This is a genomic window from Geodermatophilus sp. URMC 62 (genome assembly GCF_052931475.1).
In genome coordinates this window covers 1,841,941-1,858,728 of record NZ_JBRFHY010000001.1, presented here as the reverse complement: position 1 = coordinate 1,858,728, position 16,788 = coordinate 1,841,941, and the positions used below count along the sequence as shown (strand labels likewise).

Annotated in this window: 17 protein-coding genes, 1 pseudogene and 1 riboswitch; of the genes and pseudogenes, 10 read left to right on the top strand and 8 right to left on the bottom strand. The window is 76.5% G+C overall.

From position 1 onward, the window contains the following. The first annotated feature begins 20 nt into the window (after positions 1–20). The 3 genes from ACU616_RS08910 to ACU616_RS08900 all read left to right on the top strand — a co-directional run bounded on the left by ACU616_RS08910 (position 21) and on the right by ACU616_RS08900 (position 3,118). Complete coding sequence (locus ACU616_RS08910) at positions 21–446, top strand: VOC family protein (protein WP_446758114.1); 426 nt, start codon at positions 21–23, stop codon at positions 444–446. Positions 447–678: 232 nt separating this feature from the next. Continuing rightward, a riboswitch (cyclic di-AMP (ydaO/yuaA leader) is annotated at positions 679–836 on the top strand. A gap of 248 nt (positions 837–1,084) precedes the next feature. Further along, a complete protein-coding gene (locus ACU616_RS08905; protein ID WP_446758113.1) occupies positions 1,085–1,693 on the top strand; it encodes an aggregation-promoting factor C-terminal-like domain-containing protein in 609 nt (202 codons plus the stop codon). A gap of 186 nt (positions 1,694–1,879) precedes the next feature. After that, positions 1,880–3,118, top strand: a complete 1,239-nt coding sequence (locus ACU616_RS08900) for an EAL domain-containing protein (protein ID WP_446758112.1) — start codon at positions 1,880–1,882, stop codon at positions 3,116–3,118. Positions 3,119–3,369: 251 nt separating this feature from the next. On the opposite strand, the gene ACU616_RS08895 is transcribed toward ACU616_RS08900, so the two are convergent. Continuing rightward, positions 3,370–3,936 (bottom strand): GNAT family N-acetyltransferase, encoded by a 567-nt coding sequence (locus ACU616_RS08895; RefSeq protein ID WP_446758111.1) that lies wholly within the window; start codon positions 3,934–3,936, stop codon positions 3,370–3,372. A gap of 50 nt (positions 3,937–3,986) precedes the next feature. On the opposite strand from ACU616_RS08895, the gene ACU616_RS08890 reads away from it, so the two are divergent. Both ACU616_RS08890 and ACU616_RS08885 read left to right on the top strand, forming a co-directional pair. Beyond that, positions 3,987–5,075, top strand: coding sequence for a winged helix DNA-binding domain-containing protein (locus tag ACU616_RS08890; protein WP_446758110.1), 1,089 nt, complete (start codon positions 3,987–3,989; stop codon positions 5,073–5,075). 92 nt (positions 5,076–5,167) lie between these two features. Beyond that, positions 5,168–5,596, top strand: coding sequence for a DUF1707 SHOCT-like domain-containing protein (locus ACU616_RS08885; RefSeq protein ID WP_446758109.1), 429 nt, complete (start codon positions 5,168–5,170; stop codon positions 5,594–5,596). 108 nt (positions 5,597–5,704) lie between these two features. Here the strand turns inward: ACU616_RS08885 and ACU616_RS08880 are convergent. Further along, a pseudogene (locus ACU616_RS08880) lies at positions 5,705–6,418 on the bottom strand (GGDEF domain-containing protein); the annotation flags it as partial. A gap of 422 nt (positions 6,419–6,840) precedes the next feature. Here ACU616_RS08880 and ACU616_RS08875 point away from each other — a divergent pair. The 3 genes from ACU616_RS08875 (at position 6,841) to ACU616_RS08865 (ending at position 11,051) form a co-directional block, all read left to right on the top strand. After that, positions 6,841–7,035: a hypothetical protein gene (locus ACU616_RS08875; RefSeq protein ID WP_446758108.1), complete on the top strand. Its 195-nt coding sequence runs from the start codon at positions 6,841–6,843 to the stop codon at positions 7,033–7,035. 78 nt (positions 7,036–7,113) lie between these two features. Then, on the top strand, positions 7,114–9,186 hold the full coding sequence (locus tag ACU616_RS08870) for a hydantoinase/oxoprolinase family protein (protein WP_446758107.1): 2,073 nt from the start codon (positions 7,114–7,116) through the stop codon (positions 9,184–9,186). Continuing rightward, positions 9,183–11,051, top strand: coding sequence for a hydantoinase B/oxoprolinase family protein (locus ACU616_RS08865; protein ID WP_446758106.1), 1,869 nt, complete (start codon positions 9,183–9,185; stop codon positions 11,049–11,051). The genes ACU616_RS08870 and ACU616_RS08865 overlap by 4 nt, the downstream gene beginning before the upstream one ends. A gap of 103 nt (positions 11,052–11,154) precedes the next feature. On the opposite strand, the gene ACU616_RS08860 is transcribed toward ACU616_RS08865, so the two are convergent. From ACU616_RS08860 to ACU616_RS08850, 3 genes are all read right to left on the bottom strand, one after another. Beyond that, positions 11,155–11,922, bottom strand: coding sequence for a GOLPH3/VPS74 family protein (locus tag ACU616_RS08860; RefSeq protein WP_446758105.1), 768 nt, complete (start codon positions 11,920–11,922; stop codon positions 11,155–11,157). Positions 11,923–11,933: 11 nt separating this feature from the next. After that, complete coding sequence (locus ACU616_RS08855; RefSeq protein ID WP_446758104.1) at positions 11,934–12,128, bottom strand: hypothetical protein; 195 nt, start codon at positions 12,126–12,128, stop codon at positions 11,934–11,936. 153 nt (positions 12,129–12,281) lie between these two features. Beyond that, positions 12,282–12,764, bottom strand: a complete 483-nt coding sequence (locus tag ACU616_RS08850) for a DnaJ family domain-containing protein (RefSeq protein WP_446758103.1) — start codon at positions 12,762–12,764, stop codon at positions 12,282–12,284. A 34-nt stretch (positions 12,765–12,798) separates the two neighbouring features. Between ACU616_RS08850 and ACU616_RS08845 the strand changes: the two genes are divergently transcribed. Continuing rightward, positions 12,799–13,338: an NUDIX domain-containing protein gene (locus ACU616_RS08845; RefSeq protein ID WP_446758102.1), complete on the top strand. Its 540-nt coding sequence runs from the start codon at positions 12,799–12,801 to the stop codon at positions 13,336–13,338. 28 nt (positions 13,339–13,366) lie between these two features. Here ACU616_RS08845 and ACU616_RS08840 read toward each other — a convergent pair whose 3' ends face one another. Further along, the gene (locus ACU616_RS08840; RefSeq protein WP_446758101.1) at positions 13,367–13,939 is read right to left on the bottom strand and encodes an NADPH-dependent FMN reductase; all 573 of its coding nucleotides are present in this window, start codon (positions 13,937–13,939) and stop codon (positions 13,367–13,369) included. Positions 13,940–14,172: 233 nt separating this feature from the next. On the opposite strand from ACU616_RS08840, the gene ACU616_RS08835 reads away from it, so the two are divergent. Beyond that, complete coding sequence (locus ACU616_RS08835; RefSeq protein ID WP_446758100.1) at positions 14,173–15,186, top strand: ATP-dependent DNA ligase; 1,014 nt, start codon at positions 14,173–14,175, stop codon at positions 15,184–15,186. Here the strand turns inward: ACU616_RS08835 and ACU616_RS08830 are convergent. Both ACU616_RS08830 and ACU616_RS08825 read right to left on the bottom strand, forming a co-directional pair. Further along, positions 15,183–15,686 carry a MarR family winged helix-turn-helix transcriptional regulator gene (locus tag ACU616_RS08830; protein WP_446758099.1) on the bottom strand — a complete coding sequence of 168 codons (504 nt, stop codon included), beginning with the start codon at positions 15,684–15,686 and terminating at the stop codon, positions 15,183–15,185. The two genes, ACU616_RS08835 and ACU616_RS08830, sit on opposite strands and share 4 nt — an antisense overlap. Before the next feature lie 33 nt (positions 15,687–15,719). After that, positions 15,720–16,727, bottom strand: coding sequence for an anti-sigma factor RsbA family regulatory protein (locus ACU616_RS08825; protein ID WP_446758098.1), 1,008 nt, complete (start codon positions 16,725–16,727; stop codon positions 15,720–15,722). Positions 16,728–16,788 lie beyond the last annotated feature (61 nt).

The following is a 16,788-nucleotide window of genomic DNA, read 5'->3' as shown; positions in this document are numbered from 1 at the left end:
GACCGAAAAGAGGTCTCACCATGAGCTTGCGCGGGATCGCGTCGCTCACCTACTGGGCCGACGACGTGGTCGCGGCCACGGCCTGGTACACGGAGTTCCTGGGCTCGGGGCCCACCTTCACCCGGCCCGGACCCGACGGGCGGCTGAGCTATGCCGCGTTCGACCTCGACGAGAGGACCCGCCTGGCGATCGCCGCCCGCACCGCCGCCCCGTTCAGCGCGGCGTTCGAGCCGGGCGGCGTGATCGGGAACTGGTGGGTGGACGACCTCGACGCCGTCCTCGAGCGGCTCGCCTCGATGGGCGCCAAGGAGTACATCCCCCTCACGCCGCACGGGCCGGTGGTCAGTGCGGCCGTCGTCGACCCCTTCGGCAACGTGGTCGGCCTCGTCTCCGACCAGCACCCCGCCGCCGACTTCCGGCGTGGGGCGCCGCCCTGGAACGCCTGACACCGCACGCTGCCGGCACCGTGACCGCCGGGACCGCTGGGTCCCGGCGGTCGCCGTGCGTCCGGCCCCCGGTGGTCGCGCGGCGTGACGTCCCGAGCGCGATCCCGGGCGTGGCGTCGGCCTGTCGCGCCGCGGGCCGACCCGTTTCAGGTCACGAGATTGTCACGGACCGGTCCCGTCCTTAGCGTTTCGGCGTCCGGCCGGGCGTCTCGCCCCCGTCCCGGGGGCTCCCTGCCGGATGCCGCCGAGTCGCGTCCACACCGTGGGCGCGAGCCGGGGACCCACCAGTACCACCGGGGTGAGTCCCGCTCCCGGCCGTCGCCGGGAGCGGGTAGGGCACTCCCAGCCCGAACCCGTCAGCTCACCTGGTAGGCGGCCCGGGGAGAACGGAGATCACTCGCGCCTGGGGCACCGCCCCTGCGCGTCCAGGTCCGGGACCATCGCGCTCCCGCCTGTCCACCTGCACGCACCAGCCGTCGTACGGCGCCGTCCGCCGGGCCCCGCGTCCGGCCGCTGCCGCACGCCCGGCTGTCGAGCCCTGCCCGCCCGGGCACCGCGCGCACGGCGTGGTGCCCGCAGCCCATCCCGACCGCCGCGGCACCGATCGACGGTGACCGCGTCTCCAGGAGGACGTCTCCATGCACGCACGCACCGCTGTCGAGCACACCTGTGCCCAGAACGCCCCCGCCGCCGCGCCGCCGCGCCGCCGCGCCCTGCTCCTGCTGACCGCCACGGGGGTCATGACCCTCGGCCTCGCCTTCGGCGGGCAGGCGGTCGCGCAGGCCGACGAGTGGAACCCGGGCGACCGCGGCTCCACGGGGCAGTGGGGCGGCAACCGGGACGGCGCACCCGCGGCTGCTCCCGCGCCGGCCCCCGCACCGGCGCCGGCCCCCGCGCCTGCTCCCGCCCCCGCGCCCGCCCCGGCGCCGGCCCCCGCGCCGGCACCGGCCGCCACCGGCGAGCAGGCGTACAAGGACTACGCCGCGGGCCAGGTCGGGAACAGCACCCAGTTCGGCTGCCTCGACAAGCTCTGGGAGGCCGAGAGCGGGTGGAACCCCAACGCGCAGAACCCCACCAGCACCGCCTACGGCATCGCGCAGTTCCTGGACTCCACGTGGGCCAGCACCGGCATCGCCAAGACGTCGGACCCCTACCGGCAGATCGACGCCGGCCTGATCTACATCGAGAACCGGTACGGCAGCTCCTGCGCCGCCTGGGACTTCCACCAGGCGAACAACTGGTACTGATCCCCTGACCGCCGTGGGCCCCTCTCAGCAGCGGGAGCGGGCCCCCGGCGCAGGCGTCTCCCCCGTCCCTCCCGGGAGGCGCCCGCCGGACCGTCTCACCGGTCCGGGTGAGGTCGGCTCCCGGCCGTTCCAGGTGTCCGCCCCCTGCGTCGATGCAGAGGAGGACCCTCCGGACGGGAGCACACGATGGCCAGGAAGCGCACCGACGCCGAGCAGCGGATCGCCGACCTGCTGCGCACGGCGAGGACGTCGCTGCACATGCCCGTGGCGTTCCTGACGCGCATGGACGGGACCACCCAGCACCTGGAGGTGGTCGACACCCGCGTGCCGGTCCTCGTCCAGGAGGGCGCGAAGGTCGTCCAGGAGACGTCGTTCTGCCAGAAGATCCTCGACGGGGACCTGCCCCCCGTCATCGACGACGTGAAGCGGTACCCGCTGGCGATGTCGCTGCCCTCGGCGCGCATCCCGCGGATCCGCAGCTACGTCTCGACGCCGGTCCGGCTGTCCGACGGCAGCCTCTACGGCACGTTCTGCGCCTTCGGGTTCACCTCCGACAAGGAGCTCACCCGACGCGACGAGGCCCTCATGAAGGTCCTCGCGTCGGCCGCCTCGGTGATCATCGAGCCCGAGCTCCGCGCGCAGCAGCGCCGCGACGACATCGACGGCCGGCTCGACCCGCTGGTCACCTCCGGTGGGCCGACCGTCGTCCTGCAGCCGATCGTCGACCTGGCCACCGGGGACCGCGTGGGCGCCGAGGCGCTCAGCCGCTTCCCCGCCGACTGGGGCAAGGGCCCCGACGTCGTCTTCGAGGAGGCGCACAGCATCGGCCGCGGCCACGAGGTCGAGCTGCTGGCCCTGCGGCGCGCCGCCGAGCACCTCGACCGCGTGGACGGCTACGTGGCGATGAACGTCTCGCCGCAGACCCTGCTGACGCCGGAGTTCTCCGCGCTGCTGCACACCCTGCCGCTGCACCGGGTCCTGCTCGAGCTGTCCGAGCACGACCCGGTCGCGGACTACGACGCCCTCGGCAGCGCGCTGCTGCCCTTCCGCGCCGGGGGCATGCGGCTGGCCATCGACGACGTCGGCGCCGGGTTCTCCTCGCTGCGGCACATCGTGGTCACCGCCCCCGACGTCATCAAGATGGACCGCAGCATCGTCAGCGGCCTGACCACCGACCCCGTGCTGACCAAGCTGGTCGAGTCGCTGGTCACCTTCGGCCACGGCTGCGGCGTCACCGTGGTCGCCGAGGGCATCGAGACCGCCGACGAGGCCGCGGCGCTGCTCGGGCTCGGCGTCGACCTCGGGCAGGGCTGGCACTTCGGCCGTCCCGGGCCACCGGAGGCCCTCGCCCCCGCCGGCCCGAAGCCCGCTGTTCCCGGGTCCCGGCCGCCCGGCCTCGCGCACCCCGGACTCCTCCCCGCCTGAGCGGCACCCGTCCGCCCCGCGCCGCCGGCCCTACCGGGGGCGCGCGTCCTCGGGCAGGGTGGGCCGCGGTCGCCACCGCGATCCCCTCGCCGTCGACGTTCCTGCGCCCGTCGGCCTGGGCGGCCGACGAGCAGCGTGGTGCTCCGCTTCGGGCTCTTCTACGGGCCGGGCTCGGGGCACACCGACCTGCTGCTGCGCCTGGCCCGCCGGCGTGGCCGTCCCGCGGTGAGCGGCGGCCGCGCGCCGGGGTCCTATCCGGTGGGGTCGCCGTCGCCCGGCCGGCGCAGCAGGTAGACGACGTGGTCGGGCGGGTCGACCGGGTTGTCCGGCGTCAGCGGGCCCTCGGCGACGCGGGTGAACCCGGCCTTCTCCAGCGCCCGCCAGGACGCGACGTTGCCCGCGGCCACCGGCACCAGGACGGCGTCGGCGTCGGGGTACGCCGCCCAGCAGTCGGCGACGAAGGCCCGCAGCACCGCCGCGCCCGCTCCCCCGCCCCGGACGTCGGGCTCGCCGATCAGGTAGTCGATCGACAGCGCCCGCGGCGGGACGTCGACCACCGGCGTGAGCTCGGCGAGGTACTCGGGCTCGTCGGAGAGGCGGTAGCGCTGCACCACCCCGACCGGGCGGCCGCCGGTGCACACCACCCACACCTGGGTGTTGTCGTGGCCGTCGATGCCGGGGGCGAAGTCGGCCTCGACCGCCTCGGGCGTGGTCTCGTGCGCCCACCAGCGGGCCACCTGCGGCTCCTCCAGCCAACGGGCGAGCAGCGGGAGGTCGGCGCGGGTGAGCGGACGGAAGGTGACCGGGCCGTCGAGCACCGCGCCAGGCTAGGAGGACTCCGTCCCTGCCCGCGCCTACGGTGCGCAGCGTGCCGCTCTCCGCCACCGCCCGCGACGTCCTGGCCCACCGGGTCGCCGCCCAGCAGCTCGACCGCGACGCCGGCACGGTCGCCGACACCGCCGTCCTCGACCTCGGCGTGCAGGACACCGGCCCGGACGGCGGGCTGTGGGCGCTGGCGGTCCGCGGCGTCGTCCCCGGACCCGGGGAGCTGGCCACCGTGTGGACGGTCCGCGGCGCACCGCACCTGTACCGCCGGGCCGACCTGCCCGGCGTCGCCGCCGCGACCGCGCCGTTCTCCGAGGCCGACGCCGCCACGCGCGTGTTCGACGCCGCCCGGCCCCTGCGGGCGGCCGGCATCCCGGTCCTGACCGCGCTGGACCGGATCGCGGACCGGATGCGGGACATCGTCACCACCCCGATGGTCAAGGGCGCCGTGTCGCGGGCGCTGTCCGACGCGATGGAGGAGCCCTACAACCGCTCCTGCCGGCCCTGCGGTGCGGTGCACCTCTACGAGCAGCCGTTCCGGCTCGCCGCGCTGCGGGCGGGGCTGGAGCTCGAGCCCGGCACCTCGCCGCCGGTGCTGCGGCCGATCCCGGGGTTCGCGCCGGCCGAGAGCGTGCCCGCGCGGCTCGACGTCGTCCGCGGGTACCTGCGCCTGCTCGGCCCGGCCACCCCGCAGCACGTCGCCGGCTACCTCGACGCGCCGGTGCAGGACGTCCGGGCGCACTGGCCCGACGACGTCGTGGCGGTGGAGGTCGACGGGCAGCGCCGCTGGCTGCCGGCCGCCGACGCCGACCGGCTCGGGAGCCCGCCGCCCGCCGTCACCCGGCTGCTCGGCCCGTTCGACCTGTTCCTGCAGGGCCGTGACCGCGAGACGCTGGTGGCCGACCCGGCGCGGCGGAAGGCGCTGTGGCCGACGCTGGGCCGGCCGGGCGCGGTGCTGCACCACGGCGAGCTGGTGGGCCTGTGGCGGCCGCGGAAGGCCGGGTCGTCGCTGACGGTGGCCGTCGAGCCGTGGGTGCCGTTCTCCCCCGCCGTCCGGGCCGCCGTCGAGGAGCAGGCCGAGCGCCTGGCCGGGTTCCGCGGCGTCCCGCTGAAGGACGTCGACGTCGCCTGACGGGCCTGCGCAGCGCTCGGCGGCGGATCAGCGGACCCGCCGTCCACCGGTCGGCGGACCCGCGCGGGGGGCATCGGTGCCACGATCAGGCCATGACGGAACCGGTCCGCACCCAGGAGCTGCGGGTGTCCGACGTCGAGCGGGCGGCGGCGCAGGAGCACCTGCGCCGGGCGGTCAGCCACGGCCAGCTCGACCTGCACGAGTTCGACCAGCGGGTGCAGGCGGTGTGGGCGGCGCGCACCCGCGGGGAGCTCGACCGGGTCACCCGCGACCTGCCCGAGCCGCCGCCCCCGCCGCCGCCCGCGCCGCGGCACCGGGTCTTCGCCGCCACCCCCGGCGGCACCACGATGCGCGTGCTGGCCACCGTCTGGGCCGGCGTGCTCGCCGTGAACCTCGTGGTGTGGACGCTGGTCTCGCTCGGCAGCGACGACGACGTCTACCCCTGGTTCATCTGGCTGGCGCCGTCCGGGGCCGTCCTCGCCGTCCTGTACGCCACCGGCATCGGCCGCTCCCGCCGCTGAGCCTCCGTCGCGGGGTCGTTCAGCGCTCCGCGCGCCGGCGCTGACGGGTCTTGCCCCGTACATCGCCCGGTCGGCGCGGGCGATCACCGCGTCGGGCGTCTCCCCCGGCCGCCCCAGGGCGCGGCCGACGCTCACCCCGACCACGAGCGGGCCGGCCGCGGTGGGCACCGGGGCGGCCGCCTGCTCCTCCACGCGGTCGGCCAGCCGGGCCAGCGCCTCGTCGTCGCAGCCCGGGCAGAGCACCACGAACTCGTCGCCGCCGAACCGGGCGACCACCTCGTCGGGCCCGGTCAACGCGCGCAGCCGCGCGGCGACCTCCATGAGGACGGCGTCGCCGGCCGCGTAGCCGTGGACGTCGTTGACCACCTTGAAGCCGTCGAGGTCGCAGAACAGGACGCCGCACACCTCGGTGGCCCCGGAGGCCAGGGACCGGTCGAGCTCCTCGAAGAACGCGCCGCGGTTGGGGATGCCGGTCAGCCGGTCGGTGCGCGCCCGCTCCGACAGCTGCGCCTCCCACCGCCGCTGGTCGGTGACGTCGAGGCCCACGCAGGCCACCGCGTAGGGCCGGCCGTCGTCGTCGGTGAGCACGTTGTTCCGCATCGACACCAGCCGCCGCCCGCCGTCGGCGGTCAGCCAGTCGCCCTCCTGCGGGTAGGCACGGCCGGTCGCGATGGCCCGCTCGACGGCGTCGCGCGCGAGCTCCCGGTGCTCGGGGACGACGAGGACGTCGACGAACACGCGGCCGAGCAGCTCACCCGGTGCCCGCCCGGTGAACCGCTGCAGCGCCGGGTTGGCCAGCAGGATCCGCCCGCTCCCGTCCACCACGCAGACGAGGGCGTCGGTGCCCTCGACGAACTCGCGGGCCAGCCGGCCGTCCACTCAGCCTCGCGAGTCGGGACCGCCGCCGGCCGGGCGGCGGTCCGGGCCGTCCGGCCCGGGGCCCGTGCGGTCCGTCGTGTGACCGGTCGCCATCTCGCCTCCTCCGACGGCGCACCCCCCGTGGGCGCCGGCACTGCATGACACCACGGACGTCGCGCCGGCGTCGATGCCACGCGGCAGTGGCCCCCCTTGCGCGCGGACGTCGTCGGCGAGCGCCTGGCGGCCGCGCCCGGCCGGCTCGACACTGACCCTGGCGGTCGAGCCGTGCGCCCCGGTGGGACGGGACGCGGTCACCGGAGCCGCCGGCGCCCCGGCCGCTCCGCGGGGTGCTGCCCGAGGACGTCCCCACCGACCGAGGAGGAGCCATGACCGGTCCCGACGACGCCTTCCTGGCACCGGACGACGCGCTGCGCGGCTTCGACGACAGCGACGTCGAGGCCGGCACGGGCGGTGCCGAGCGTCCCGGCGGGGACGACGTCGAACGCCCCGACCCCGCCGGGGCCGCGGTCGAGGACGCCGGCCGCTCCGCCGGCTCCACCGACGGCGGGACCGAGGGGTAGCGGCCGCCTCTGCACGGCGCCGGCCGGGCGGCGGGCGGCGCCTTCCCCACGAGGTACCTCAGCCCTAAGGTATCGGGCATGGCAGGGACCCGCCGGGTGCGGATCGGCATCGACACCGGCGGCACCTTCACCGACGTCGTCGCCGTCGACGAGGACACCGGGGCGACGACCACCACCAAGACGCCGTCCACGCCGGCCGACCCCGCGGAGGGCTTCCTCGCCGGGGTCGCCAAGGTGCTCGGGCTGCTCGGGCTCGACGGCGGGGCGGTGACCGCGGTCAGCCACGGCACGACGGTCGCCACCAACCAGCTGCTCGAGGGCCGGCTCGACCGGATCGGGTTCATCACCACCGAGGGCTACGAGTCGGTGCTGGAGATCGCCCGGCAGTCGGTGCCCGACGGCTACGGCAACAGCTACTTCTGGGTCAAGCCGCCGCGGATCGTCCCGGCCGACCTGGTGCGCACCGTGCGTGGCCGGCTCGACCCCACCGGCGCGGAGGTCCGCCCGTTGTGCCGGGACGACGCCGTCGCGGCGGCCCGCTCCCTGCGCGCCGCGGGGGTCGACACGATCGGCGTCTGCCTCCTGCACTCCTACGCGAACGACGCGCACGAGCGGGCGGTGCTCGACGCGCTCTCCGCGGAACACCCCGACGCCGTCGTCTCGATCAGCTCGCAGGTGCTGCGCGAGTACCGCGAGTACGAGCGCTCGGTGACCACGCTGGTCGACGCGGCGGTCAAGCCGCGGGTGGGCGCGTACGTCACCGCCATCCGGGAGCGGCTCGACGGCGTCGCGCCCGGGGTGCCGTTCTACGTGATGAAGAGCAACGGCGGCGTCCTGTCGGCCGAGGAGGTCGTGCACCAGCCGATCACCACGATGCTCTCCGGGCCGGCCGCCGGGGCGCTGGGCGCCGCGCTGCTCGCCGGGACCGCGGGCTTCGACCGGGTGCTCACCCTCGACGGCGGCGGCACCTCGACCGACGTCACGGTGGTGGTCGGTGGCGAGCCGGCGCTCACCACCGAGGGCTCGGTGGGCGCCTACCCGTCGAAGATCCCGATGATCGACGTCGTCACCGTCGGCGCCGGCGGCGGCTCGATCGCCTGGCTCTCACCGGAGGGGACGCTCAAGGTGGGCCCGCGCTCGGCCGGCGCCGACCCCGGGCCGATGTGCTACCCCTCGGGCGGCAGCGAGCCGACGGTCACCGACGCGCACGTCGTCCTCGGCCGCATCCCCCCGCACCTGCTGGGTGGGGAGATCCCGCTGTCGGTGGACGCCGCCCGCGCCGGGCTGGAGACGCTCGGCGAGGAGCTCGGGCTGTCACTGGAGCGGACGGCGCTGGGCATCCTGGAGATCTCGGCGTGGAACCAGGCCAACGCGCTGCGCCAGGTGACCGTGGCCCGCGGCCTCGACGTCCGCGACTTCACGCTGACCACCTTCGGCGGGTCGGGCTCACTGCTGGCCTGCCGGCTCATGGACGTCCTCGGTCTCCCCCGCACGCTCGTGCCGCCGGACCCGGGCACCGTCAGTGCCTTCGGGCTGCTGACGGTCGACGTCCGCAACGACCACGTGCAGACGGCCGTCAGCCGGCACGCCGACCTCGACCGCGACCGGGTCCGCGGCCTGTTCGCCGGCCTGGAGGAGCGGGCGCGGGAGTCGCTGGACGGCGAGGGGTTCGCGCGCGGCGAGCAGGTGGTGCGGCGGACGGCGGACCTGCGCTACGTCGGCCAGGCCTTCGAGGTGCGGGTGCCGGTGCCCGACGGTGAGCTGACGCCCGCGGCCGCCGACGGCGTCGCCACCGCCTTCCACGCCGCGCACCGCCGGCTCTACGGCTACGACCTCGCCGGCGACCCGCGCCAGGCCGTCGAGTGGGTGAACCTGCGGGTGAGCGGGATCGGGCCGATCCGCCGTCCGGACGTGGTGGAGCTGCCCGCCCGCGACGGCGACGTCTCCCGCGCCGTCACCGGTTCACGGCCGGTCTGCTTCGACGGGTGGTCGCCGACGCCCACCTACGACCGCAGGCTGCTGGCGCCCGGCGACGTGGTGACCGGCCCAGCGGTGGTGGAGGAGTTCGGCTCGACGGTGCCGCTGCACCCCGGCTTCACCGCGACCGTCGACCGCCACGGCAACCTGCTGGTCGAGAGGGCCGCCCGATGAGCCGCACCGACGGAACGCCCGCCGACCCGGTGCTCGTGGAGATCGTCGCCGGCACGCTGGCGGCGATCGAGAAGGAGGTCGAGACCTCCATCGGGCGCACCTCGCGCTCGCCGATGATCCGCGACGCGCACGACTTCCGCGCCGGCATCCACGACCGGCGGCTGCGCAAGCTCACCGGGCGCTCGTACTCGGCGCTGGTGCACCCGGTCGTCCGCGACCACCCCATCGCGACGATGCGGCCCGGCGACGTCTTCTTCCACAACGACGTCTACCTCTCCGAGGGGGGCATCGGGCACCTGCCCGACCTGTGCGTCACGGTGCCGGTGTTCGCCGACGTCGACGGGACGCCGACCGTGGTGGCGTTCGTGCAGGCGTTCGGGCACCACGACGACATCGGCGGGTCCGTCCCCGGGTCGATGCCCAGCGCGGCGACCAGCGTGTTCGAGGAGGGGCTGATGGTCCCGCCGATCAAGCTGTGGGACCGCGGCGTCCGCAACGAGGCGGCGCTGACGATCATGACCCGCAACTCGCGGATGCCCGACTCGTTGGCCGCCGACCTCGACGCCGAGTGCTCGGCCTGCCTGGCCGGGGCGCGGCGGCTCGGGGAGCTGTTCGACCGCTACGGCGTGGCCGCCGTCGAGGCGTGCTTCGACGCGGTCCTCGCCAGCTCCACCGAGGTCTACCGGCGCGAGGTCCTCTCGCAGATCCCCGACGGCACCTACGTCTGGGAGGACTACGCCGAGCACGACGGCGTCGACCCGCCGAAGCTGCACCGGCAGCGCATCACGCTGACCATGGACGGCTCCGCCGACGTCCCGCTGGTCATCGACTTCACCGGCACCGGCCCGCAGGCCAAGGGCCCGATCAACCACTGCGGCGACCACGCCGACGGCAACTTCCTCAAGAAGTGGCTGGCGCCGGTCCTGCGCAACCTGGCCGAGACGCCCGAGCGGATGGCCGAGCTCGACGTCAACGAGGGCGTCGTCCCGCTCATCGAGATGCGCTTCCCGGAGAAGGGCACCCTGCTCACCCCGGTCTTCCCGGCGCCGACCAACGCGCGCACCTTCGTCATCCTGCGGCTGCTCGGGGTGCTCGCCGGGGTGCTGGCCAAGGCGACCGGCGGCCGGATGCCCGCCGACCAGGAGACGATCCGCTACACCGGCTTCTACGGCACCGACTCCGACGGGCAGCCCTACCTCATGCGCGAGGTGCTCGGCGGGGGCTCGGGCGGGCGCTGGTACGCCGACGGCGAGGACACCATCCACGTCGTCCCCGACTCGCGGAACCTGCCCACCGAGTTCACCGAGTCCCGCTTCCCGCTGCGGGTGGAGCGGCTGGGCCTGGCCGTGGACTCCGGCGGGCCGGGGCGCCACCGCGGCGGCTGCGGGTACGAGAAGCACGTCCGGGTGCTGCGCGACGCGCACTTCATGTCGATCGCCGACCGCTCGATCCTGTCCTGCTGGGGCGTGGCCGGCGGGCGGGCCGGGCGGCCGTTCCAGGTGACCGTCGACCCCGGCGGCCCGGACGAGCACGACGTCGACGCGCTGGCCGACGCCGAGCCGCTGCCGGCCGGCACCGTCGTCCGCATCCGGACGACCGGCGGCGGCGGGTGGGGCGACCCGCTCGAGCGGCCGGTGGAGGAGGTCGTGCGCGACGTCGCCTGGCGCAAGGTGTCGGTCGACGGCGCCCGCGCCGACTACGGCGTCGTGCTGCGCGAGGACGGATCGGCCGACGAGGCCGCCACCGGCGCGCTGCGTGCGGAGCTGCGGGCGGCCCGCACCGGCGAGGAGCCGTTCTTCGACCGCGGCCCCGGCTACGCGCGGCTGTCCGGCGGGGCGGCGTTCAACGAGTTCGACGTCCTGTAGGGGTCTCCGGCGTCCTCGTGCTCTGCCCACAGGTGTGGGCAGAGCACGACGACGCCGGCGGACGGGTCGCGCTGCGGCCTCGGTGCCGGTGGAGCGGGGTCCGTCACGAGCCGTGGGTGCCGCCGGTGGACGCCGCGATCGCCGCGGCCCGGGCCCGCCTCCTCGCGGCCGCCCGCACCTCCGCCCCGACGTCCGCGACGGCCCTGGCGACCGCGGCGGCGCCCGGCACCTCGAGGGTCAGCCGGTCGACCCGCTGGCGCGCGGCCGCCCGCTGCGACCGGTCGACGAGCAGGTGGAGCAGTCCCGCGGCCCCGGTGAGCACGAGCAGCTCCCGCACGCGCGGCGGCGGGGGCGCGGTGCCGGTCAGCGCCTCGCGGCACCCGGCGAGCAGCTCCTCCCGTGCCGCGCTGTCCAGCACGTGGTGGCGCCGGGCGGGGACCAGCCCGAACCGCAGTCCCCACCCGGTGCGCAGCACGCCGCGCTGCGTCAGGCCGGCCTTGACGTGCTGCCCGAGCCGGAACCGCGGTGCGGCGAGGTCGCGCACCCACCGGCGGACGTCCGACGAGCCGCCGGCGGGGACCGCGGCGACGGCGGCCTCCTGCAGCGGGCCGGGCAACGGAGTGGCGGCGGCCGGGTGGCGGACCCGGACCGCGCCGTCCTGCACGACCGCGACCCCGCCGTCCAGCAGGTCGAGCACCACACCGCCGGCCACGGCGACGTGGACGACCGGCGCCCCGCGGAGGCGGCCGCGGTCGGGGTCGACGGCCAGCAGCACCAGCTGCTCGGGCAGCGACAGGGCCGGCACCCCCGGGACGCCGCCCGCACCGGGGCCGCCCCGCGTCGGGTCCGGCCGCTCGTGGTCCTCGGGCACGGGAGTCGCGCTCAGGGAACGGGGTCGGTGCTCCCCGGCGCCGGCTTGGCCTGGTCGCCGGTCTGGCCCTCGTCGCCGGTGTGGTCCTGCTGACCGCCGCTGCGCGGGTCGTCGGCGGCGCCCTCGACGTCCTCGGGGACGAGCGGGGTCTCGCGCAGCACCTGCTCCCTGGCCTGCTCGCGGTCGGTGCCCGGTACCTCGGTCATGGTGGCCTCCTCTGCCTCGGCGGATCGCGTACCCGGTCCGCACGCCGGCCCAATCGCGACCGCGCCGCTTCCGCTGACGGCGGAACCGGGGTGGCCGCCTCGCGGGCTGGAGGCTCAGGCCCCGGGGGTCCTGGCCGCCTCCTCCCGCGCGGCTCAGCCGCGCCGTCGCTGCCACCAGCGGCGGCGCGGCGCCGGGGCGGGCGGGGCCTCGACGGCGGGTGGGGGCGGTGGGCGGTCCCGGTACCAGCCCTCGACCAGCGCCTCGACGTCGGCCAGCCCCGGCACCGGCGACCAGCGGCTCTCCTGCGGACGGCGCCAGAAGGCCTCGACCCGGGCGTTGTAGTCCTCGGCGACGGCGCGGACGGCGCCCTCCGACGGCAGGCCCGCTACCCGCTGCGGCAGCTCGTCGCGCTCGCGGCGCAGCGCCAGCCCCGGGGGCAGCATGTCGGCGGGCCGGATGCCCTCGCGGCGGGCCTTGGCGATCGCCCAGTCGTAGACGGTCTCGTCGGGGTCGAACGCCGGCAGCGGCTTCCCGGCGCCGCGCAGTCCGGTGAGCTCCCCCCGCTCCTGCGCCTGGCTGATCTGCCGCTCGACCCAGGTCTCGAAGGACACGCCGGGTGGCTTGCGGTCGGTCACCGCTCCATGCTCCGCCTCTGCCAGGCTCGGCTGCATGCGGACGACGGGCAGCCGGGAGGTCTACCGCAACCCGTGGATCCGGGTGCGCGAGGACACCGTCGAGCGGGCCGACGGCTCGACCGGCGTGTACGGCGTCGTCGAGAAGCCGCACTTCGCCGTGGTACTGGCCGCCGAGCGCGACGGGTTCTGGCTGGTCGAGCAGTTCCGCCACCCGGTCGCCCGCCGCGCGTGGGAGTTCCCGCAGGGCACGTGGTCCGCCGAGGCGCTGACGGCGTGCGGCGCCGGGGAGCCGGAGGAGCTGGCCCGTGCCGAGCTCGCCGAGGAGACCGGGCTGCGGGCCGGCCGGGTCGAGCACCTCGGCCACCTGGACCTGGCGCCGGGCCTGTCCACGCAGGAGTTCGACGTCTGGCTGGCCACCGACCTCACGCCCGGCCCGACCGCCCGGGAGGCCACCGAGGCCGACATGGTGACGGCGTTCGTGACCGAGGCGGAGCTCCGCGGGATGGTCGCTGACGGCCGCTTCACCGACGGCCCCTCGCTGGCCGCCTACGCGCTGCTCCTGCTCCGCCGCTGACCGCCGGCCCCGCCGCAGGGGCCTCCGCTCAGGCGGCCCGGAGGGTGCGCAGCGCGGTGGTGAGCCGGAGCAGCTCGTCGAGCATCGCCTTGCCGCCGGCCTCGAGCTCGGTGTTCGGCACGAAGCGCTCCTCGTCGTCGAGGAACTGGGCGAAGAAGGGCACCGACACCGCCTCGACCACGGGCACCACGCGCAGCGCGGCCAGCACCGGCTTGAGCGCCGCGGACGCCCGCAGCCCGGCCGAGACACCGCCGTAGGTCACCAGGCCGGCGGCCTTGTCGGCCCACTCGACCGACAGGTAGTCCAGGGCGTTCTTCAGCCCGGCGGGGAAGGAGTGGTTGTACTCCGGCGTCACGAAGACGAACGCGTCGCCGCGGGCGACCGTGGCGCTCCAGTCCTTCGTGTGCTGGTGCACGTAGCGCTGCTGCCGCGGGTGGTGGGGCTCGTCGAAGACCGGCAGGCCGACCTCGGCGAGGTCCACCAGCTCGACGTCGAAGCCGCCGTGCTCCTCGGCCAGGCGCCGGACCCACTCGGCGACGGCGAGACCCCGGCGACCGGGACGGGTGCTGGCGGCGACCACCTGCAGGACGGGACGGGACACCGGGACTCCTCGGGACGACGGGCTGTTCATCCCGTTCTCAACGACCCTGCGCGCCCGTCCTTCCCGGACCGCGAGTGACCTCCCCCGCACCGTCGCCGACCCGCCGGCCCCGCTGCAGCGCCCCGCCGCGGGCTCGCGAGCCGCGGGGCGGCGGGGTCCTCCGGGTGCCCTGAACGGGGGAGTCCGCGGCCCAGGGGCCTGCGCGACGGCCCGGCGACCCCGACGCTGACCGCGTGCCGCTCTCCGTCCCCGGTCTGCCGGGCCTGCCGCCGGACCTGGCCGGACCGGTCGCGGTGGAGCTGGCCAAGCCGGTGCGGGACCTCCCGGCCGCCGGCGCGCTGCCCGGCGGCTGCCGGTACGAGCCCAAGTGGGACGGCTACCGGCTGGTCGTCGTCCGCGACCGGTCGGGCACGCGGCTGTGGTCCAAGCAGGGCCGCGACCTCACCGACCGCTTCCCCGACGTCGCCGCGGCCGCGCTCGCCCAGGTGCCGGCCGGCACGGTCCTCGACGGCGAGGTCGTCGTGTGGAACGGCGAGCGCCTCGACTTCGGGCTGCTGCAGCGCCGCATGGTCACCGCACCCGGCCGGATGGCCGCCCAGGCCGCCGCGCACCCTGCCTCCTACGTCGCCTTCGACCTGCTGGCCACCGCCGGCGAGGACCTCCGCGGCCGACCGTTCCGCACCCGCCGCACCCGGCTCGAGGAGCTCGCCCGGCCGTGGGCGCCGCCGCTGCAGCTCTCCCCGGTGACCGCCGACCGCGAGGAGGCCCGCGGCTGGGCCGCCGACCTGCGGCCGCTCGGCGTCGAGGGCCTGGTCGCCAAGGGTGCGGCCACCCGCTACGCCGGGGGACGGCGGGAGTGGCTCAAGGTCAAGTCCTGGGAGACGACGGAGGTGCTCGCCGGCGGCGTCATCGGGACCCTCGAGCGCCCGAGCCAGCTCGTCGCCGGGCGGTACCGGGACGGCGAGCTGGTCGTCGTCGGCCGCACCGGCCCGCTGTCCCCCGCGGCCGCCGCCGAGCTGGCCGCCGTCCTCGCCCCCGCCGGTCCCGACCACCCCTGGCCCGAGCGCATCGGCACCGGCCGCTTCGGCGGCGGGCGGCTGTCGGTCGCGCTCACCCGCGTGGTGCCCGACGTCGTGGTCGAGGTCAGCGCGGACGCCGCGCTGCAGGCCGGCGTCTTCCGGCACCCGCTGCGCTTCCTCCGCGTGCGCGCCGACCTGCACCCTGGGGACGTCCCGCCCGTCGGCTAGGGCCGCTGCGGCACCCGGCCCAGCGTGACGAGGAAGCGGCGCAGCAGACAGGCCAGCTGCGCGAGCTCGTCCTCGGACAGCCCGGCCAGCAGGCCGCGCTCGGTCTCCAGGTGGTCGGGCAGGGCGGCGTCCAGCGCCGCCCGCCCGGCCGCGGTGAGGGTGACGACGACGGCCCGCCCGTCGGACGCGCTGCGGGTGCGCGTGATCAGGCCCTTCTCCTCCAGCCGGTCCAGCCGCTGGGTGATCGCCCCGGAGGTCACCAGCGCCGTGCGCATGAGCGCGGTCGGCGTCAGCTGATAGGGGTCGCCGGCCCGGCGCAGGGCGGCGAGGACGTCGAAGGACGGCGCGTCCAGCCCGTGCCGGGCGAAGGTCTCGCGCTGGGCGAGGTGGACCTCCCGCTGCAGCTGGCTGATCCGGCCGATGACGCCCATCGGCGAGCAGTCGAGGTCGGGACGCTCCCGGGCCCACTGCTCGAGGATGAGGTCGACGGCGTCCTCCACGGCAGGTAGCTCAGCAGTGAGGAAACGGCAGCGTCAAGCCGCGCCGGCGCCGGCCGCCGGGGGCACGAGGGTGGTGCTCAGCCGGACGGTGAACCCGTCGGTGCCGGCCAGCAGGTCGACGGAGTCCCACAGCTTGCGGGCCAGCCACAACCCCATGCCGCCCGCGGCGAGATCGTCGCCGTGCGCGGGCACGAAGCCGGTGAGGGGGTCGTCGAAGGACGTGCCTCCGTCGGTGATCGTGCAGACGATCGCGTCGCCGTCGGTCCAGACCCGCGCCGAGACCGGCTGCCGCCCGTGCCGGAAGGCGTTGGCGGCCACCTCGCTGACCGCCAGGTGCAGGTCGGCCCGCTGGTCGGCGTCGGGCACCCACCGGGTGAGGACCCGGCGCAGGTCGCCGCGGAGGGTGGGCAGCGTCGGCGCCGCGTCGACGGCGTACACCGGCTCGCCGGCCTCCAGCGGCTCGCGGACGGCGCCGAGCCCGCGCAGGAGGTCCGCGGGCGGGCGGAACGCGGGGCTGGGGACCCGCACGCCGTCGCGGACCAGCTCGGGATGGGTCCGCGCGGCGCTCACGAGGGCCTCGAGCGGCAACCGCTCCTGGTCGTAGACGCACATCGCCGTCACCGGGGCGCCGGCCATGAACACGTTGCTCGCCGCCTCGTAGCGCTGGACCTCGCGCCGGCGCCGGGGGTCGGTGCCCCACTGCGGCTCGGCGAGGATCCGCAGCCGGCCCGAGCCGGCGGCCTGCGCCCGCTCCAGCAGGCGGCGCAGGACGACCACGGCGTCGGGCGCCCGGGCGCCGACCAGGCAGATCCGTGCGTCGTCCTCCACCGTGCCCGCACCGGCGCCCAGGGCCCGGCGGACGGCGTCGGCGGTGTCGGGGACGCAGCCGAGCACGGGCAGGTCCCCCTGGCGCAGGCCCTCCTCGACGAACGCGGCGGCCACGGCGACGGCCTCGTCGGCGGAGCGGACCAGGGCGGCCGTGTGCCGGAAGGCCGCTCCTCCGGTCGAGGAGCCCGGCGCGCCGGACCCGGACCCCGGCACGGCTCCGCCCGGCTCCGCCTCCGTGGCGGAGGCCCCTGCGACTGGATCCACTGGCCCCTCG